This is a genomic window from uncultured Sutterella sp., assembly GCF_937923675.1.
Lineage (GTDB): Bacteria > Pseudomonadota > Gammaproteobacteria > Burkholderiales > Burkholderiaceae_F > Sutterella.
The window spans coordinates 1-18,257 of record NZ_CALDXB010000010.1 but is presented as its reverse complement, the minus strand read 5'-3'; the positions used below and the strand labels follow the sequence as shown (position 1 = coordinate 18,257).

General features: G+C 59.8%; 15 protein-coding genes and 2 tRNA genes. 10 read left to right on the top strand and 7 right to left on the bottom strand.

The features are described from left to right. Positions 1 to 106: 106 nt before the first annotated feature. The 8 genes from Q0106_RS00695 to Q0106_RS00660 all read left to right on the top strand — a co-directional run bounded on the left by Q0106_RS00695 (position 107) and on the right by Q0106_RS00660 (position 6,175). Positions 107 to 778, top strand: a complete 672-nt coding sequence (locus Q0106_RS00695) for an ATP-binding cassette domain-containing protein (RefSeq protein ID WP_297607590.1) — start codon at positions 107 to 109, stop codon at positions 776 to 778. Then, on the top strand, positions 775 to 1,512 hold the full coding sequence (modA, locus tag Q0106_RS00690; protein WP_297607588.1) for a molybdate ABC transporter substrate-binding protein: 738 nt from the start codon (positions 775 to 777) through the stop codon (positions 1,510 to 1,512). Before Q0106_RS00695 ends, modA begins: the two co-directional genes overlap by 4 nt. 15 nt (positions 1,513 to 1,527) lie before the next feature. Next, a complete protein-coding gene (locus tag Q0106_RS00685; RefSeq protein ID WP_297607586.1) occupies positions 1,528 to 2,223 on the top strand; it encodes an ABC transporter permease subunit in 696 nt (231 codons plus the stop codon). Positions 2,224 to 2,410: 187 nt separating this feature from the next. Beyond that, positions 2,411 to 2,692, top strand: coding sequence for a 30S ribosomal protein S16 (gene rpsP / locus Q0106_RS00680; protein WP_297607584.1), 282 nt, complete (start codon positions 2,411 to 2,413; stop codon positions 2,690 to 2,692). 236 nt (positions 2,693 to 2,928) lie between these two features. Next, positions 2,929 to 3,480, top strand: coding sequence for a ribosome maturation factor RimM (gene rimM / locus Q0106_RS00675; protein ID WP_297607582.1), 552 nt, complete (start codon positions 2,929 to 2,931; stop codon positions 3,478 to 3,480). Positions 3,481 to 3,500: 20 nt separating this feature from the next. Then, a complete protein-coding gene (gene trmD / locus Q0106_RS00670) occupies positions 3,501 to 4,265 on the top strand; it encodes a tRNA (guanosine(37)-N1)-methyltransferase TrmD (RefSeq protein WP_297607580.1) in 765 nt (254 codons plus the stop codon). 101 nt (positions 4,266 to 4,366) lie between these two features. Continuing rightward, positions 4,367 to 4,741, top strand: a complete 375-nt coding sequence (gene rplS / locus Q0106_RS00665; protein ID WP_139687814.1) for a 50S ribosomal protein L19 — start codon at positions 4,367 to 4,369, stop codon at positions 4,739 to 4,741. A gap of 327 nt (positions 4,742 to 5,068) precedes the next feature. Then, a complete protein-coding gene (locus Q0106_RS00660) occupies positions 5,069 to 6,175 on the top strand; it encodes an iron-containing alcohol dehydrogenase family protein (protein ID WP_152157832.1) in 1,107 nt (368 codons plus the stop codon). An 84-nt stretch (positions 6,176 to 6,259) separates the two neighbouring features. Here Q0106_RS00660 and Q0106_RS00655 read toward each other — a convergent pair whose 3' ends face one another. The 6 genes from Q0106_RS00655 to leuS all read right to left on the bottom strand — a co-directional run bounded on the left by Q0106_RS00655 (position 6,260) and on the right by leuS (position 14,979). Then, the gene (locus Q0106_RS00655) at positions 6,260 to 7,450 is read right to left on the bottom strand and encodes a THUMP domain-containing protein (RefSeq protein WP_297607576.1); all 1,191 of its coding nucleotides are present in this window, start codon (positions 7,448 to 7,450) and stop codon (positions 6,260 to 6,262) included. A 148-nt stretch (positions 7,451 to 7,598) separates the two neighbouring features. Beyond that, positions 7,599 to 8,924 carry an ATP-binding protein gene (locus Q0106_RS00650; protein WP_297607574.1) on the bottom strand — a complete coding sequence of 442 codons (1,326 nt, stop codon included), beginning with the start codon at positions 8,922 to 8,924 and terminating at the stop codon, positions 7,599 to 7,601. Positions 8,925 to 9,111: 187 nt separating this feature from the next. Next, complete coding sequence (locus Q0106_RS00645) at positions 9,112 to 10,392, bottom strand: glutamate-5-semialdehyde dehydrogenase (protein ID WP_297607572.1); 1,281 nt, start codon at positions 10,390 to 10,392, stop codon at positions 9,112 to 9,114. Positions 10,393 to 10,483: 91 nt separating this feature from the next. Next, positions 10,484 to 11,491, bottom strand: coding sequence for a DNA polymerase III subunit delta (gene holA / locus Q0106_RS00640; RefSeq protein ID WP_297607570.1), 1,008 nt, complete (start codon positions 11,489 to 11,491; stop codon positions 10,484 to 10,486). Further along, positions 11,488 to 12,009, bottom strand: coding sequence for an LPS assembly lipoprotein LptE (gene lptE / locus Q0106_RS00635; RefSeq protein ID WP_297607569.1), 522 nt, complete (start codon positions 12,007 to 12,009; stop codon positions 11,488 to 11,490). The genes holA and lptE overlap by 4 nt, the downstream gene beginning before the upstream one ends. A 327-nt stretch (positions 12,010 to 12,336) precedes the next feature. After that, positions 12,337 to 14,979, bottom strand: coding sequence for a leucine--tRNA ligase (gene leuS, locus Q0106_RS00630; protein WP_297607567.1), 2,643 nt, complete (start codon positions 14,977 to 14,979; stop codon positions 12,337 to 12,339). A 204-nt stretch (positions 14,980 to 15,183) separates the two neighbouring features. On the opposite strand from leuS, the gene Q0106_RS00625 reads away from it, so the two are divergent. Further along, a complete protein-coding gene (locus Q0106_RS00625; protein WP_297607566.1) occupies positions 15,184 to 17,577 on the top strand; it encodes a UvrD-helicase domain-containing protein in 2,394 nt (797 codons plus the stop codon). A 43-nt stretch (positions 17,578 to 17,620) separates the two neighbouring features. Further along, positions 17,621 to 17,696, top strand: a tRNA-Arg gene (locus tag Q0106_RS00620). A gap of 388 nt (positions 17,697 to 18,084) precedes the next feature. Here Q0106_RS00620 and Q0106_RS00615 read toward each other — a convergent pair. Next, positions 18,085 to 18,169: transfer RNA gene (locus Q0106_RS00615), tRNA-Leu, on the bottom strand. Between the last annotated feature and the right edge of the window lie 88 nt (positions 18,170 to 18,257).

Below are 18,257 nucleotides of genomic sequence, written 5' to 3'. Positions count from 1 at the left end.
GCGTCGTAAGGATTATTGCGGGAGACGCGGCAATCGGCTAGAGTTGTTCCTCGTTATTCATATTGGGAATAGCGACATTTTTTTGCTGCGGGAGACTTTTTCCTAAATGCTGAAGGCCCGATTCCGAAAGACGCTTGGCGGCTTCACCCTTGAGGCTCAACTCAACCTTGAGCGCGGCATCAATGTGCTTCGAGGCGAATCGGGAGCGGGGAAGACGACGGTTGCCAATCTCCTTTCGGGCGCGATGAGGCCCGATGACGGCGAGATCGAACTTGAAGGCCTGACGGTTTATTCCCGCGCACGCCGCATTTCGCTGCCGCCGCAGTCCCGCGGAATCGGCTTCGTCTTTCAGTCGCACCGGCTTTTTCCGCATCTCACGGTGCGGGAAAACATCCTTTTCCCGAGCCTCTTCGGCGGCCGGAAGTCTGCGGTCGATTTTGACGAAACGATTGAAATTCTCGGGCTTGAGCCGCTTCTTGAACGTCTCCCCTCCGGGCTCTCGGGCGGCGAGGCGCAGCGCGTTGCGCTCGGGCGGGCCCTCATGGGCGCCGAGCGGCTCCTCATTCTTGATGAACCGCTCTCGAGCCTTGACCCCAGGCGTCGGCACGTGCTCATGGACTTTATTGACGGGGCGGCGCGCCGAATGAATGTTCCCTTTATTTACATCACGCACTCGGAAGAAGAGATGAGAAGACTCGCCGACCGAGCCTTCCTCGTTGAGGACGGAACGATCGCAGAAATTCCGCGGAGTGCTTTTACGGAGGAGACTCTTTCATGAAGAAGATTCTTTTGACGGCTGCCGTGCTCGCAGCCTTCGGCTTTTCTGCCGGCGCCTCGGCGCAGGTCACCGTGACGACGGGCGGCGGCTACGTCAAGATGGTGGAGGCCCTTGCCGACAAGTACGAAGCGGAAACGGGCGCAAAGGTCTCGCGCGCCTTCGGCGGCAACATCGGACAGATGCTCGCTCAGGTAAAGAGCGGAAGCCCCGTGACGGTCGTGATTTCGGACGCCACGAGCCTTAAGAAGTTCACGACGGTCCTTAACGTCGATGCCGGCGTTCGCTTGGGCGACACGCCTCTGATCCTTGCCTGGAGGAAGGGACTTGAGCTCAAGGCTCCGTCTGACCTCGCCAAGTCCGAGGTCAAGCGCATTGCCATGCCGGATCCGAAGGCCGCAGTTTACGGCCGCGCCGCGAAGGAATTCCTTGACGGCGCCGCTTTCGGCAAGGACGTTGCGTCCAAGATGAACGTCGTCTCCATGGTTCCGCAGGTCCTCTCCTATGTTTCCCAGGGAGAAATGGATGCGGGCTTCATCAATCTCCTCGCCGCGCGACAGGGAAAGGCGAAGCTCGGGGGCTTCATGGCGGTGAAGGAAGGGTATGAACCCATCCGCATGACTGCGCAGCCCGTGAAGGGCGCGGAAGGCGAAGCAGCCGACGTGAAGGCGTTCCTGCAGTGGCTTTCTTCGCCTAAGGCGGATGCCATTCTTGACAAATTCGGCGTCGTCCGTTGATCGGAATAGACGCTGATGGATACCCTGCGCTCGCTTCTGGGGTCGCCTGAGCTCCTCTTTGCCGTGACCCTCACGGCAAAGACCTGTGCTGCCGCGGGCGCAGGCTTCATTCTTTTTGCACCGCTTCTTGCGCTCCTCTTTTCGAGAAGAAGCGCCTTCTGGGTGCGGACCCTGAGCTTCGTCGTGACGCTCCCCCTCGTTTTCCCGCCGGTGGCGCTCGGCTACCTGCTCCTCCTCCTTTTCGGACGAGGCGGCTTATTGGGCGGGATTCTGGATGAGGCAGGACTCTCCATTGTCTTCTCTGAGAATGCGGTGTTTCTCGCCGCCTTCATTGCCGGCCTTCCCCTCGTGGTGCGTCCCATTGAGGCCGCGCTTTCGGGCGAACGCCTGAAAAGCCTTGAATTCGCCGCGTGCGTGCACGGCGCGAATGTCGTCACGGTTTTTCGGCGGGTGACGCTCCCCCTCGTTCGCGGGCAGATCCTTGCCGGCCTCCTTCTCGGCATTTCCCGGGCTTCGGGCGAAGTAGGCATCACGATGATGATCGGCGGCAATATTTCGGGAAAGACGAATACGCTCTCGCTTGAAATCTTCAACGCCGTATCGCGCGCGGATTTCGACGCGGCAACAGCGCTCTGTCTTCTTCTTTCTGCGTTCACGCTCATTATTTTTGCCGTGCTCGATCGGCTGCAGCGCCGCGCGCAGGCGCTCTGACCGATAAACCCATGTACTTCTGCTTGCAGAAGGCTTCCCATCTCGAGTAGAATCGCGCATTCTGTGAGACCGGGAAAGCAGTTCAATGCCGCTCGCCCGGAATTGCACAAAACTTTCGCAGAACCGCTTCTCCCCGGGACGGGGGTTCGGTTTTGATTCAACGCACCAATGATTTAAGAGGTAACTCATGGTCATCATTCGTCTCGCCCGTGGCGGCGCCAAGAAGCGTCCCTTCTACTCCCTCAACGTTTGCGACTCCCGCTGCCGTCGTGACGGCCGCTTCATCGAGCGCGTCGGCTTCTACAACCCGATGGCTGCCGGCCAGGCTGTCAAGCTCCAGATCAATCTCGAGCGCGTCGCTTACTGGCAGAGCAAGGGCGCCCAGCTCTCCGAAACGGTTGCCCGTCTCGTCAAGGAATTCAAGGCTCAGCCGGCCCCTGCCGCTGAAGAACCTGCCAAGGCTGAATAATTTCAGTTCTTGAAGGGGACGGGATGCTTCCCTGAAGCATCTTCCGTCCCGCTGAAAAACCCCGCATCTCTTTTCGGTGCGGACTCCCGCGAAGCTTCCCGCTCGCAGATCGTGCCTCTCGTGTCAAAGCACATTGGATCAGCACCAGGGAAGGTCGCCAAAATGGAGTCCGGTATCTACGCCAGAGGAAAATGCGGGGTTTCGCTTGTCTGCAACATTCCCATTCTTCATTCGCTATGACAGATTCCGACATCTCCCGGAGCGATTCCCCGGACGAACTCATCGAGCTCGGCCGCACCGCCGGCGCCTACGGCTTCAAGGGCTGGGTGCGCATTCAGCCTGAAGGTACGGGCGAGGTGCTCCAGAAAGTGCGCGACTGGGTGCTTGTCGACCGCCTCGGCGTCAAGACGCCCGTGCATGTGAAGGGACTTCGCGTTCACGGCACGGGACTCATCGCCAAATGGGACGGATGCGAATCGAAGGAAGCGGCCGATGCCGTCCGCGTGAAGGTCGGCGTCTTCAGGAAGGACTTCCCGGCTGCCGGCCAGGATGCCGTCTGGGCGATCGACCTTGAAGGCGTTCCCGCATTCAACCGCGAGGGGACGGAATTGGGCGTCATTGCGGGCGTCAGCTCCAACGGCGCACAGGATCTCTTCGTCATTGAGTATGAGGATGAAGCCGGAGAAAAGAAGCAGTTTCTCATCCCGAACGTCAAGGACGTCTACGTGCTTGAACTCAACCCTGAGGAAAAGCGCGCGGTCTTTGACTGGGATCCGGCCTGGCGCTGAAGTCTCAAAAGGTGAACTCCATGCGTTTTGACGTCATTACGCTCTTTCCGGAAATCTTTGCGAGCGTTCGCGACTGCGGCATCACGGCGCGGGCGAGAAAGCGCGGCCTCTGGTCCCTCAACACCTGGAACCCGCGCGAAACGGCCACAGACCTTCACCGCACGATCGACGACCGGCCTTTCGGGGGCGGCCCCGGGATGGTGATGATGGCTGAGCCCCTCGCTCAGACGCTCGCTGCGATCCGTCAGTCGGGCAACACCGGCCGCGTCATGAGCTTCGCGCCCAACGGCACGCGCCTCACCGACCGGCGCGTGAGGGAAATTGCGGCCGACGAAGAGCCCGTGGTGCTCGTCTGCGGACGCTACGAAGGGATTGACGAACGGTTCCTTGAAGCCGAGGTTGATGAGGTCGTGAGCCTCGGGGACTTCGTGCTTTCCGGGGGCGAAATCCCCGCGTGCGCCCTGATCGACGCCGTCGTGCGGCAGATCCCCGGCGCCATCAAGGATCTTTCTGCTTCGGACGAGAGCTTCGCGACAGGGCTTCTCGACGCGCCGCACTATACGCGGCCAGAAGTCTGGCGCGGCATGCCGGTGCCGGAGGTGCTCCTTTCGGGGCACCACAAGAATATTGAAAAGTGGTCGCGCGAAAAAAGTCTCGAGCTCACCTTGCAGACGCGCCCCGACCTCATTACAATCGCCGATTCTTCGGGTCTGCTGACCAAGGAGGACTATAAGTTCCTCAGGTCTCTCGGCGCGAAGATCGAATCCAGGGGCGGGCGCAGATAACCCTATCCGCGCTGTCCCTTTCACAACAATCACCATCCTATCTGCGGCGGGATTTTGTCCCCTAACATTCAGGCCGCATGATGATGGCTTTGGAGCAAAAAATGAATCTCCTTCAGGTTCTTGAACAGGAAGAACTCGCCCGCGTCACCGCCGGCAAGACCATCCCCGATTTCCGCGCCGGCGACACGGTTGTCGTCTCCGTCAACGTGGTTGAAGGCTCGCGCAAGCGCGTCCAGGCCTTCGAGGGCGTCGTCATTGCCCGTCGCAACCGCGGCATCAACTCCTCGTTCATCGTTCGCAAGATCTCGTCCGGCGAAGGCGTGGAACGTTCGTTCCAGACCTACTCCCCGATGATCGCCAGCATCGAAGTGAAGCGTCACGGCGACGTCCGCCGCGCCAAGCTCTACTACCTGCGCGAACGCTCCGGCAAGGCTGCCCGCATCAAGGAACGTCTCGTCCGCAAGGCCGAAGCCTAATCCTCGAAGCGACAGGGCCGGAAGGCCCTTTGCCCGAAACCCCCTACGTTTACGAACGCCGGGGGTTTTTTATTGCCTCAGAATCGAGCTTTCTGCCATTTGAGGTTTTCTGCTTAGGGCGAATATCCATTCCCGTTGGAAGTGCCGCAAGGAAGAGAGGAATTCTTTTCTCCGCCTCTCTTTGGATGATCCTCTCTTTTCCTAGAATCGACAGACCCGCCCTCAAAAGGTGCCTCATGCACCAGGAATGCGGGCTTCCGAGTGCAGTTCCAAAAGCGCGCCGGCACGCAATCTGCGCTCCCATCCAATCAACGGAGAAAAGACAAAATGGCTGAAAACTACACAGTGACGCTGCCCCATTACAGCGTTGGTCCGAACTGCTACGACAATATCGGCGAAGTCACCCACTTCCTCGGCAAGACGGCTGCCGTGGTGGGCGGTGAAACGGCCCTTGAAAAGGCGGGTCCGCAGCTGCGTGCGGGTCTCGAAAAGGCCGGCATTGAAATCGTCGACTGGTTCGTCTACGGCAAGGACGCCACGATGGCCAACGTTGAGCGCATCACCTCGAACGAAAAGGTGAAGGGCGCCGACATGATTTTCGGCGTGGGCGGCGGCCGTGCGGTCGATACGGTGAAGACCGCGGCCGACATTCTCGACAAGCCCTTCCTTTCGGTTCCGACCGTGGCTTCCAACTGTGCTCCGGTGACGGCGATTGCGGTCATCTACAAGGAGAACGGCGCGCTTGACCACTATCACTTCCCGAAGCGCTGCGCGACGCACTGCTTCATCAACACGTCGATTATTCTCGACAGCCCCGAGAAGCTCTTCTGGGCGGGCATCGGCGACGCGCTCTCGAAGCAGGCGGAAAGCCAGCTCGCCTCGCGCGGCAAGGCCCTCTCCCACACGCCGCTCCTCGGCGTCCAGGTGGGCCTCGTCTGCGAAGAGCCGCTCCTTACCTACGGCCGTCAGGCGCTCTTCGACTTCCGCGAAGGCAAGGTTACCGAAGCCTTCACGGAATCGGTCCTCGACATCATTATTTCGACCGGCATTACGTCGAATCTCGTGACGACGAAGGACAGCTACTACTACAACTCCTCGCTCGCCCACTGCTTCTACAACGCCTCCATGGTGCTCCCCGTCATTCACAAGCACCTGCACGGCGAAGTCGTGAGCTTCGGCACGCTCGTCCTCCATGCGGTCGACGGCAACGACGAAGCGCTCGAGCGCATGCTCGAGTTCAACCGCGTCCTCGGCCTCCCGGTGACGCTCGGCGAACTCGACATTACGAAGCCCGAAGAGGTCGATGCCCTCGTTGATCGCGCCGTCACGATTAAGGAATGGACCTGCGTGCCCTACGAAATGACGAAGGAAAAGTTCCGCGCCGGCATCTACAAGGTCGATGCGCTCGGCCGCGAACTCCTCGCCAATAAGTAACCGGCTTCGAAGTTCGAAGACAAAAAGAAAAAGCCGCTGCGCTTCTCCGTCGCAGCGGCTTTTCTTTTGACTGAAAGCCTTCTCTTAATTGGCCGCAGGCTTTCTGCGGTTGCTTCCCGCTACCATGTCGAAGCGGAAGAAGCGGCATTCGAGGGGCCCGTTGAAGAGCACGATCTTGCGCGATTCCTTGAGGCGCATCTGGCCGGGGAGAAGCCTGTCGGACGTGAGAAGCCACGCGGTCCACCCGGGGAAGTTGCTTTTGAGCGCGGCAGCAAAATCGCGCATCATCGCGGCGATCGATGCGGACTTGGGGTTCGACTGTTCGCCGTAGGGGGGATTGGCGATGACGAGCCCGGCTTCCGCGCCTTCAGGCGCCTGAATCTCACGGGCATCGCCCAGGCTGAAGAGGAGGCGCCCGTCGTCGATCATGGCGCCGAAGCCCGCGCGGCGCGCGTTCTCAATCGCCTTCTCAACGACGATCGAGGAAATGTCGTGCGCTTCAATGCGGACCTTCGCATGGAGGTTCACGGCTGCCCGGGCATCTTCCTTCATTTCCTGCCAGAGGTCGAGATCGAACCCGGAGAGGGATTCAAAGGCAAAGGAGCGGTTGAGGCCCGGCGCCATGTTGGCGGCGATGGAAGCCGCTTCAATTGCGATCGTGCCGGAGCCGCAGAAGGGGTCAACGAGGGGCTTCTCAGGGGTCCACCCGGAGAGCGCAAGAAGCGCCGCCGCGAGGTTTTCCTTGAGAGGGGCTTCGCCGTGCTCGAGGCGCCAGCCGCGCTTGAAGAGCGATTCGCCGGCGAGATCGATGTAGAAGCTCACGTGGTCGAACGTGAAGTAGGCTTCGAGGCGCACGTCCGGGCGGCGGCGGTCGACGGAAGGACGGCGGCCGGCAAGCTCATTAAAGCGGTCGCAGAGGCCGTCCTTGATGCGAAGCGTCGCGAAGTCAAGGCTTTCGAGCGGGCAGCGGTTTGCGGTCGAATGGATGCGGAAGGTGACGTCGGGACCGAACCACTTTTCCCAGGGCGTTCTGCGCGCGATGGAATAGACGTCGCGGCTGTCCCAGTATTCGTCGAAAGCAACGCGCAGAAGAACGCGGGTCGCATACCGGGAGTGAAGGCACACGGCCATGCCGAGGTCGAGACCGCCCGCAAAGGAAACGCCGCCCTTGCCGGGACGGACGAGATCGGGATCAGCGTTGAGCGCAAGAATTTCCCTGGAGAGAAGCTCTTCGAGCCCGAAGGGGCAGGGCGCATGAAAGACAAAGCTCGGCATGAGGATTTCAGTGTGAGGTCAGAAGTAAAAAATCGAGCCCTTATTTTAAAGGGCCTGATGGCGGATTCGAAGAGGCGTTCGGTTGGTGATGCGTAACGGAAGGCTGATTCCTTCTGATCCTCCGGCGTCCGCTGGGGCTCCGTCCTTTTCACATCGCCATGATGTCTTCGAAGCTCATAAGCTCAACATTCCCGATTCGCCTGGCGAGCTGCCGGCAGCCGTCCGTGAATCCGCTTTTCGAAAAGAGCATGAGGTGACGTTCGGTGTAACGGAACTGTTTGGAGAGCTCGTTGAGGGAATCGAGCACGTCTTCGGTCGTTGGTGCATTTCTCCATTTGCATGCGCAGAAGAGACGCACATTGTCCGGAGCCACGCCGACGATGTCGATTTCGCCTTGTCTGCGTTCTCTCGCATATGCTCCCCACCAACGGCCGAATTCTGTGAAGCCACCAGGAAGCGTCCCGGCTGCAAGCCGGCGCCGCAGATATTGACGGCACACATCTTCAAAGACGGGCCCAAGAAAAGTCGTCAGCGCTCGGGCAATGTCTTTATAGAGCACCTCCGTCAACTCGCCGCCTTCAATATTGGACCTCTGAGGTGCGATGAAGCGGAACCAGAAACGGAAGAAATTGTCGGAGATGGCGTAGATGGTCTTTTTACCGTTGGGATCGTCGAAAGGCGTTTCTTTCTGGACGAGGCTTTGATCGATCAGATATGACATCACGGCTGATGCCGCGCTTGGGGCTAGGCCGGCACTTTTGGTCTCCTGGTTTAAAAGATTGACGGGCTCCTCGAGAAATGGCGAATGCGGGTCGAGGAAGAGCGTCTTCATGTTCTCTTCAAAGGAAAGCCCGGGATCGACTTCCTTCAGGTACGCGGGGGTTCCGCCGATGGCGCCGTAGAGCGCGAGCTTTTCTTCGAGAGAAAAGGGCGCAAGGAAGCTCAATGACTCAAGGAAGGTGAAGGGCTTCACTTCAATCTGGCAAGTGCTCCTGCCGTAAAGAGGCGACTCGCAGCCGAGGACCTTTTCTGTCATATAGGACATGGAGGAGCCGCAGAGAATAAGAAACATCTGCGACGCATCCTGATAGGCCTCGATGAGGTTTTGAAGCACTGAGGTGATGTCTGGGTCTTCTTTTCCCAAAGAGGGAAACTCATCGATTACGAGAACGAGCTTTTCCTCCCGGCTCCTGCGAAAGAGCATTTCGAGGGCGTCCCGGAATGAACGAAAGCTCAGGCCCCCGGTTTCCGGAAAGAGCGCGGCAATGGCGGCGTTGAAATTGGCAAGGTTCACTGCCGGGCCGCCCGGCTGGCAGGCGATATAGACACTCCGTTTGCCACGCCGGAAGTGATTGAGTAGCGTTGTTTTGCCCGTCCGTCGCCTGCCGTACATGACGCAGAACTCAAAGCGGTTGCGAGCGTAGCAAGTCTCTAAGTTTTTGAGTTCCTGCTCGCGTCCCAAAAATGCGGCCATGACGATGGTTCCCAGACGTGATGACTTTGGCTGTTTTCCAATGAAGTACCAAGCAAAGTACTTCAAAGAAAAGTAGTACTTATAAAAATACTACTTTCATAGGTACAACCTCGATTTTCAGTCAGACGACCGTTCCGGTCTTCTAACGAAAGAAGCTGCAAAGGCACGTTTAAGCATGAAGGATCCGTCAGGAACGCCCTTCGCCGTGCCCGTAGACCACGTACTTGAGGGACGTAAGGCCTTCCAAACCGACGGGCCCTCTCGCATGAAGGCGGTCGGTGGAGATGCCGATTTCAGCCCCGAGCCCGTACTCAAACCCATCGGCGAATCGCGTGGATGCATTCACCATGACGGAGCTGGAGTCCACTTCGCGCAGGAACCTCTCCGCAGCCCTGACGCTGTCGGTAAGAATGGCGTCGGTGTGGCGCGAGCTGTGGCGGTCGATGAAGTCGATCGCCTCAGTGAGGCTCGAGACCACGGCAATGCTGATGATGGGGGCGTTGTATTCCGTGTCCCAGTCTTCGGGAACTGCCGGAATGGCGGGAAGCCCCGCATTTTGAAGAATCCTGAGCGCTTTCTCGTCGGCTCGCATTTCGACCGATTTATCTGCATAAATCCTGCCGATAAGGGGAAGGAAGGCCTGAGCCTGGGCTTCATGGACGAGAAGCGTTTCCGTCGCATTGCAGGGCGAGAAGCGCTGGGTCTTCGCGTTGTCAGCAACCTTTACGGCCATGTCAAGGTCGACGACCTCATCGACATAGGTGTGGCAGATGCCGTTCAAGTGCTTGATCATCGGCACGGTCGCCTCGGCCATGAGGCGCGAAATGAGGCTTTTGCCGCCTCTCGGAATGAGAACGTCGACATAGTCGCGGGCGCGGATGAGTTCGCCCACGAGCGCGCGGTCGGAACTTGGAATCAGCTGAACGGCTTCAGCGGGAAGACCGGCAGTGCGAAGGCCTTCGGCAACGACGCGGGCGAGCGCGCGATTGCTTTCAAGCGCTTCGTGGCCGCCTCGCAGAATGACGGCATTGCCGGATTTAAGGCCGAGTGCGGCGGCGTCCACCGTCACATTGGGGCGGGACTCATAGATCATCGCAATGACGCCGAGGGGCACGCGCATGCGGCCGACTTCAATGCCGGAGGGCATCGGGCGGACTTCTGAGATCGTTCCGATGGGGTCGGGAAGATCGGCAATCTGAATCACGCCTTCCGCCATCCGTTCGAGAACGGCCTTCGTGATTGTGAGGCGATCGACGAAGGCTTCGCTCAGGCCTTCGGCGCGAGCGGCTTTAAGATCCTTTTCGTTCGCGCTGCGAATCTCTGCTTCGCGTTCAAGCAGAAGTTTTGCAATCGTTCTGAGCGCCAGATTCTTCTCTGCCGTCCGGGCGCGGGTCATCTCGCGCGACGCGCGGCGGGCAGCTTTTCCGATTGATTCAATGAGTTCCTTGGGCGACATGGATCCCGGCATGGGTAAGGTCTCCAGAAGAGAAAATCGCTCGTCTTTGCGAGCGCAGGGAATTCCTCATTCTAAGGAGCGCCGGGAAGGCTGTGTCGTGCCTTCAGCGGGAACGCGCAAGGAAGAGCGAGACGCTTTTGAGCTCAATCCACGGATCGGAATCGCGATCGGGCACGTCGAGGCCCTTGGAGATCCGGTCAATGTCGGCGAGAACGGAAAGGGCGGCCGTGAGTTTCTGAAGCTTGAGGCGGCGCGCCCCCGCCTTGAGAGCGGGCGTGGCGAAGACGCCCTTCACGAAGCTCTGGCCGGCTTCCTGAGCGGTGCGGAGCTTCACAAGGTTTCTCAACTGCGAGGTGAGGACCATCAAAACGAGAGGAAAGACCTCGCCCTGCGCTTCAAGACCATCGATGATGCGCGATACGCGGTCGGGAGCGCCGAGGCAGATGGCGTCGACGAGTCCCTCGATGGTGTAGCGCGAGCAGTTCCCGACAGAGGCTTCAATGTTTTCGCGGGTGAGCTCTCCCTGCGGGAAGAGAAGGGAAAGCTTGTCGATTTCCTGGCGGGCGGCAAGGAGGTTTCCTTCCACCAGGTCGGCAAAGGATTCAAGCACGTCGCGCGAGGCCTTCTGGCCGTGTTTTGCCATGCGGGCCGCAATCCAGGCCGGTAGCTGCGGACGGGGAATCGGGTCGCAGTCGACAACGGTGCACTTTTCCGAGAGCGCCTTCCACCAGGAAGCCTTTACGCCCTGCCAGTCGGGTCTCGGGAGCGTGAAGAGCGTTATTACGCCTTCAACGGGCGGAATCGCGAGAAAGTCCTGAATGGCCTTTGCACCCTTGACGCCGGGCTTTCCGCCGGGGAGACGAACCTCGAGAAACTTCCGGTCGTCGAACATGCCGATAGAGGCCGCTGCATCCATGAGCTGAGACCAGTCGGCGGTGCCCGACATTTCAAGCACCTGCCGGTCGCTGTAGCCGAGCTCCTTTGCCCGGTGCCGGATGAGGTCGCCCGATTCAAGCATCAGAAGCGGTTCGCTTCCCGTGGCAAGCCAGAAGGGCGCGAGCGAATCCGAGCGGCCGAGCCAGGCTTCGAGCTGAGGCGCGGCGATGCTCATTTCTGCTCAGGCGCGCGCGCAGCCTCAAGGCGGCGCACGATCTGATTGATGAGGTCGTTCTCCATGTCGACGTAGAGGACTTCCTCTTCCTTCTCGCGCGAAAGGAATTCGCTTTCGGTGTACGTGATGTCGCGGTTTGCGATCAGGCGCGTCGTGTCGACGTACTCGTAGCCTTCGGGCGAGGTGCAGCGGAATTCGAGCGTGAGCGTGAGCTCGTACTCGCGGGCGCGCCCGGCATCGTTGATGGTGAGGATGTCGCGCGAGCGCGTCATGGAGAGGAGCTCGAGAATGGCGTCCGCTTCGCGCGGCGACGAGACGCAGCGGATGCTCGAGCCCGATTCGATCATGCGCTTCAGAAGACCGGAAAAGCGCGTGTTTTCCGTCATCTGAAGGTAGAGCGTCTCAAAGGGTGCATCAAAGTGTCCGCGAAGGCGGAATCCGCACCCCGCAAGAAGCGTGGAGCCGAGAAGTGCGCCGCTGGCGCTGAGGATCTGACGGCGGGTAAGTCGCTCGAACATTTTGAAGTGTGTGCCCTGGGAGCTCGCGGAAGGTCTGCCGGCTTCACGCTCCGGGGAGAACATCGTCCCTCGGTGCGGCCGGGTGAAGTCCATTGATTATAGAGGTTTGCCGTGCCTCAATTCCGCGCCTTCAGGAGAGACGCCGCGGGAGGGCGCCGCCATGAGATGAAGATGTTTGTTGAGTCTTCTCTCTCCGGACTTCAGGAGCTATACAAGAAAAAACGGCTCTTCCCCGAAAAAGGAAAGAGCCGTTCAGTTGGGCTTCGGGACGGGGAACCGCATTCCGTCCGGGAAATGCCGGTTCTCCGTCAGGAAGAAGAGAAGAACTTACTTCGCCACGACGTTGACGAGCTTGTTCTTCACGATGATCACGCGGCGCACGGTCGCTTCGCCCACGAACTTCTTCACGTCCGGGTTGGCGAGAGCGGCTTCGCGGATTTCATCCTCAGAGGCCTCGGCGGAGACGAGGATCGAGCCGCGCAGCTTGCCGTTCACCTGAACGACGAGCTTCAGTTCATCGGCCTTGATGACCTCTTCGGACCATTCCGGCCACTTGGCGTCGATGATGTCGCCCATGAGCGGGATGAAGCCGAGTTCGCCCCAGAGGCTCGTCGTGATGTGCGGCGCAACCGGGTAGAGGGTGCGAAGCAGGATCGACGCGGCTTCCTTGAGCGCTTCCTTGCCGCCCGCGGTCTCGTCGCCCTTGAAGGCGTCGATCGCGTTGAACATCTTCATGCAGGCAGAAACAACGGTGTTGTACTGCATGCGGCCGTAGTCGAATTCCGCCTGGCGGAGCGCCGAGTGGATTTCGCGGCGCAGGTGGCGGGCTTCGTGGCTCATTTCGCCCGTGTAGGCTTCAACCGCAGGAGCGGCGATGATTTCCTCGCGGTGCGCATAAGCCCAGGCCCAGACGCGGCGGAGGAACCGGAAGGTGCCTTCCGCGCCCGAATTCGACCAGGCGGCGGACTGATCAGGGGGACCGGCGAACATCACGAAGCTGCGGGCCGTATCGGCGCCGAACTTGTTGATGATGTCGCGGGGTTCAACCACGTTGCACTTCGACTTCGACATCTTTTCGATGCCGCCCAGCACCACGGGTTCGCCGTCTTCCTTCGAGATGGCGCCGACGGGGCGGCCCTTCTCGTCGTACTGAACCTCGACTTCATCGGGGTAGTACCAGCGGCGGTGCCCGTCCGGAAGATCCCGGTAGTAGCACTCGGCCATCAGCATGCCCTGCGTGAAGAGGTTCTTGAAGGGTTCGTCGTACTTGACGAGCCCGAAGTCGCGCATGACTTTCGTCCAGAAGCGGGCGTAGAGGAGATGCAGAACCGCGTGCTCGATGCCGCCGATGTACTGATCCATCGGCATCCAGTAGTCGGCGCGCTTGTCGACCATGCCCGTCGTGCAGTCGGGCGAGCAGTAGCGCTGGAAGTACCACGAGGAGTCGACGAAGGTGTCCATCGTGTCGGTTTCGCGTTCAGCGTCGCCGCCGCACTTCGGGCACTTGACGTTCTTCCAGGCGTCGCACTTGGCGAGGGGGTTGCCGGATCCGTCCGGAACGAGGTCCTCGGGGAGGACGACCGGCAGATCTTCATCGGGCACCGGCACCGGGCCGCAGTGCGGGCAGTTGATCATCGGGATGGGCGTGCCCCAGTAACGCTGGCGCGAAATGCCCCAGTCGCGCAGGCGGAACTTCACTTCCTTGTGCCCGAGGCCCTTCTTCTCAAGGGCGGCGGCAATGGCGTCGATCGCTTCATGAAGGCCGAGACCGTTGAATTCGCCCGAGTTGACGAGGTGCGTTTTGAGCGTCTTGTCGCCGTACCATTCCTGCCAGGCGTCGGTCGAGAAGGCTTCGCCTTCAACCGCAACAACCTGCTTGATGGGGAGGCCGAACTTCTTCGCAAAGGCGAAGTCGCGTTCGTCGTGCGCAGGCACGGCCATGACGGCGCCTTCGCCGTAGCCCATGAGGACGTAGTTGGCGATCCACACTTCGACGGGTTCGCCCGTGAGCGGGTGCTTGACATGGAAGCCCGTCGGGACGCCCTTCTTTTCCATCGTCGCCATGTCGGCTTCGGAGACGCTTCCCTTGGCGCATTCGGCGATGAAGGCCTTGAGATCGGGGCGGTCCTTGGCGAGATAGGTGGCGAGCGGGTGCTCGGCAGCGATTGCAACGAACGTGACGCCCATCAGCGTGTCGGCGCGGGTCGTGTAGACGTTGAGAAGCTTCGCTTCGCCCCTCAGTTCATAGGGGAAGGAAAGCGTGACGCCTTCAGAGCGGCCGATCCAGTGCTCCTGCATGCGGCGCACCTGTTCGGGCCAGCCGTCGAGCTGCTTCAGGTCGTCGAGGAGTTCCTGCGCGTACTGCGTGATCCCGAGGTAGTAGCCCGGAATTTCGCGCTTTTCAACGATCGCGCCCGAACGCCAGCCGCGGCCTTCGATCACCTGTTCGTTCGCGAGCACGGTCTTGTCGACCGGGTCCCAGTTGACGATCTGGGTCTTGCGGTAGGCGATGCCCTTTTCGAGCATGCGCAGAAAGAGCCACTGGTTCCAGCGGTAGTAGTCGGGCTTGCAGGTGGCGACTTCGCGCGACCAGTCGAAGGCGAGGCCGAGAGGCTCCATCTGAGCCTTCATGTCGGCGATGTTGCTGTAAGTCCACTTCGCGGGGGCGACCTTCTTCGAGAGCGCCGCATTTTCCGCGGGCAGACCGAAGGCGTCCCAGCCCATCGGGGTCATGACGTTGTAGCCCTTCATGCGGTGGAAGCGGTACATGACGTCGTTGAGGGTGTAGTTGCGGACGTGGCCCATATGGAGCTTGCCGCTCGGGTAGGGCAGCATGGAGCACACGTAGAACTTGGGCTTCGGATGGCCTTCGGCGTCGAGCGCCTCTTCATGGGCGCGATAAACGTCGCCGGCCTTCCACATCGCCTGAACTTCGGATTCGACCTCCTGGGGGGAGTATGTCTCGCGCATAACGCTCTTTATCCAGTGTGAGTTGTGGGTGGAGAAAAATAACAGGAAAGTATAGCCCGAGCGGGCAGGGCTTCGCGCCGTTCGAGGCCCGCCGGAGAGCGCTCCGGCGAAGAGTTTTGCCAGTGCTCAGAGGCGCTTCGAAGTTCTTTCCCGGACGGTTAAAATCGCTTTTCCCGTTTTTGAAGCATTCCGTTTATTCGAGTCATGCCGTCTGATCTTCTTGAGAACCTCAATCCCAAACAGCTCGAGGCCGTCACCGCTCCCGAGGAATCCGTTCTGATCCTTGCGGGCGCGGGCTCGGGCAAAACCCGGGTCCTCACGACCCGTGTTGCCTGGCTTCTTGAGGAGCATCTCGCCACCACCTCGGAAATCCTTGCCGTCACCTTTACGAACAAGGCCGCCAAGGAAATGGTGACCCGCTTGGAGTCAATGCTTCCCTATGATCTGAAGCGCATGTGGATCGGCACCTTCCACGGTCTCTGCAATCGGATTCTGCGCCGGCACGCTGAATATGCGGGGCTCCCGAAGAGCTTTCAGATCATCGACAGCGCCGACCAGCTCGCCATGGTGAAGCGCATCATGAAGGCGGCCAATGTGGATCCGGAACGGACGGATCCGAGGTCCGTCACCTCCTTCATCAACTGGATGAAGGAGCAGGGCGTGAGGGCCGCGCATTCGGGTTCGATCGGCGGCGCCGACAATTCGACCAAGGTGGATCTCTACCGCGCCTATGAGAGCGAATGCCAGAAGCAGGGCGTCGTCGACTTTGCCGAACTCCTTCTTCGCTGCTACGAGCTCCTTGAAAGAAACGAGCTCGTGCGCGTTCATTACCAGCAGCGCTTCCGCCATATTCTGGTCGACGAATTCCAGGATACGAACGTGCTGCAGTACCGCTGGCTCAAGCTCCTTGCGGGTACGGGGCTCGGTCCTGACGGGGGAGCGCTTAATTCCGTCTTCGCCGTGGGCGACGACGACCAGTCGATCTATGCCTTCCGCGGCGCGAATGTCGGCAACATGACCGACTTCATCAAGGACTTTCACGTCAAGAACCCCATCCGCCTCGAACAGAACTACCGCTCGACCAAGGCGATTCTTGATGCCGCCAACGGCCTGATTGAACAGAACGAGGGACGGCTCGGCAAAAACCTCTGGACGGCCGGCGACAGCGGCGAAAAGATCACCGTGAAGGAGCTCGATACCGATATCGAGGAAGCGCGCTGGGTGGCCGACCAGATGGAGAACGCTCGCCATAAGGGCGCGAAATGGCGCGACTTTGCCGTTCTCTACCGCACGAACGCGCAGTCGCGCTCGATTGAAACGGAGCTTTCCGGCCGCGGCATTCCCTACCGTGTCTACGGGGGCCTGCGCTTCTTCGAGCGCGCTGAAGTGAAGAACGTGCTCGGATACCTGCGCATGATCACGAACCCCTGGGACGACACGAGCTTCCTGCGCGTGGTCAACACTCCCACCCGAGGTATCGGCGCCAAGTCGATTGAGGTCCTCCAGAATGCGGCGCGCGAAAGAGGCATTTCCCTCTGGGCGGCTCTCACCGACCGCATGATCGAAAAGCCTGCCAAGCTCATGGCTTTTGAGAACCTCATCACGCAGATGAGGATTGCCGCGGACGGGATGCCTCTCCTTGAAGCCATCAACCATGTCATCAAGGCTTCCGGTCTTGAGGAAGCAGCAAGGAAGGAAAAGGAGGGCGACGATCGCGTCGAGAACATGCGTGAAGTGATTTCAGCCGCCAAGGGCTGGCTTGAAAACGAAAAGGTGGAGCTCAATCACCCGGCCTTTGCGCCGGTAAGCGACGATTCGCCTTCGCCCATGGAAGGGTTCCTCACGCAGGCGACGCTTGAAGCCGGCGACAGGAACGAGAATGCCGACCAGGATGCCGTGCAGCTCATGACCGTGCATTCAGCGAAGGGCCTTGAATTCCCCTGGGTCTGGATCATCGGCGCCGAGGAAGGTCTTTTCCCGCACTTCTCCGCCATCAAGACCGAATCGAAGGGAAGCAAGGGAGGCGGCCTCGAGGAGGAGCGCCGCCTCATGTACGTCGCCATCACGCGCGCGAAGAAGCACCTGACCTTCACGCACGCCCGCGAGCGCCTGATGTTCGGCAACGCCTTCAAGAACCCGCTTTCCTCCTTTGTGAACGAAATCCCGCAGTCGCTTCTCGACATCCGTCCGGCGAATAAGAAGAAGAGCTATCAGCCTTCCTACGAAGATGAGGATCAGGATGAAAAAGGCTGGGGCCGCTCCTGGGGGAGCTCCGGTCGTTCAGGTCGTTCGCAGGGACGAGGCGGCTACGGTTCGTCTTCTTCCTACGGGCGCTCGTCCTCGATGGGATCGGGCGACAGCATGTCCTTCCGCGGCACGGGCCAGTTTGAAGCCATGCAGAAGAAGGCTGCCGAGCAGTCGGGCTACAACAAGGGCGACATCGTTAAGCACGACGCCTTCGGCGAAGGCGTCGTCAAGAAGTTCATCGGCACCGGCACGAGCCTCATCATCGAAATTGATTTCGGCAAAGCCGGCACAAAGGATCTGCTTTTTTCCTTCGCACGCGACAAGCTTCATCTTGTTCGTCGCGGATCCTAGTGGAGCATGCTAGAATCCTTTTCCCTTTTGCGAGAAAGATGGCGGGACCATAGTTCAACTGGATAGAACTGGCCCCTCCTAAGGGTCGGATCTGGGTTCGAGTCCCGGTGGTCCCACCACGAGCCTCTCAATGCATTGCTACGAGAGCGCTTTATCCCGCCAGAAGCAAAAAGCCCTGGAAGCCTGCGTCGGCCCAGGGCTTTTTTGTTGCCTGCCGCTTAAATCCATCCGCACCGGCAGAATTCAGCTGCCTGAAGCGCAGAAGGGGCGCAGAGACAAACGCAGGAGCGCTACCAAAGCCTCTTCGCATACTTAATGCAACCAGTATTCGAAGCGCTGTGCGGCAGCTCCTGATCAGCGTTTTTCTGGCGTACAGGCAAAAGAAAAGGCCGGTTCCTTCGAACCAGCCTTCTCAATACATTTGGCAGGGGTAGTAGGATTCGAACCTACGTATGGCGGATTCAGAATCCGCTGCCTTAACCGGACTTGGCGATACCCCAGCGAATGTGGTGCGGTCGATGAGATTTGAACTCATATGGATTGCTCCGCTACCCCCTCAAAGTAGTGCGTCTACCAATTTCGCCACGACCGCGAAAACCTTCAAATTGTCACAACCTGATCGACCTGGCAGGGGTAGTAGGATTCGAACCTACGTATGGCGGATTCAGAATCCGCTGCCT

Excerpts from the sequence above, each read along its gene's own strand:
- lptE (WP_297607569.1), bottom strand. The coding sequence starts at position 12,009 with ATGTTCGAGCGACTTACCCGCCGTCAGATCCTCAGCGCCAGCGGCGCA.
- Q0106_RS00625 (WP_297607566.1), top strand. The coding sequence starts at position 15,184 with ATGCCGTCTGATCTTCTTGAGAACCTCAATCCCAAACAGCTCGAGGCC.
- modA (WP_297607588.1), top strand. The coding sequence starts at position 775 with ATGAAGAAGATTCTTTTGACGGCTGCCGTGCTCGCAGCCTTCGGCTTT.
- Q0106_RS00650 (WP_297607574.1), bottom strand. The coding sequence starts at position 8,924 with ATGGCCGCATTTTTGGGACGCGAGCAGGAACTCAAAAACTTAGAGACT.
- Q0106_RS00655 (WP_297607576.1), bottom strand. The coding sequence starts at position 7,450 with ATGCCGAGCTTTGTCTTTCATGCGCCCTGCCCCTTCGGGCTCGAAGAG.
- Q0106_RS00695 (WP_297607590.1), top strand. The coding sequence starts at position 107 with ATGCTGAAGGCCCGATTCCGAAAGACGCTTGGCGGCTTCACCCTTGAG.
- Q0106_RS00645 (WP_297607572.1), bottom strand. The coding sequence starts at position 10,392 with ATGCCGGGATCCATGTCGCCCAAGGAACTCATTGAATCAATCGGAAAA.
- Q0106_RS00660 (WP_152157832.1), top strand. The coding sequence starts at position 5,069 with ATGGCTGAAAACTACACAGTGACGCTGCCCCATTACAGCGTTGGTCCG.
- holA (WP_297607570.1), bottom strand. The coding sequence starts at position 11,491 with ATGAGCATCGCCGCGCCTCAGCTCGAAGCCTGGCTCGGCCGCTCGGAT.
- Q0106_RS00685 (WP_297607586.1), top strand. The coding sequence starts at position 1,528 with ATGGATACCCTGCGCTCGCTTCTGGGGTCGCCTGAGCTCCTCTTTGCC.
- rpsP (WP_297607584.1), top strand. The coding sequence starts at position 2,411 with ATGGTCATCATTCGTCTCGCCCGTGGCGGCGCCAAGAAGCGTCCCTTC.
- rplS (WP_139687814.1), top strand. The coding sequence starts at position 4,367 with ATGAATCTCCTTCAGGTTCTTGAACAGGAAGAACTCGCCCGCGTCACC.
- trmD (WP_297607580.1), top strand. The coding sequence starts at position 3,501 with ATGCGTTTTGACGTCATTACGCTCTTTCCGGAAATCTTTGCGAGCGTT.
- rimM (WP_297607582.1), top strand. The coding sequence starts at position 2,929 with ATGACAGATTCCGACATCTCCCGGAGCGATTCCCCGGACGAACTCATC.
- leuS (WP_297607567.1), bottom strand. The coding sequence starts at position 14,979 with ATGCGCGAGACATACTCCCCCCAGGAGGTCGAATCCGAAGTTCAGGCG.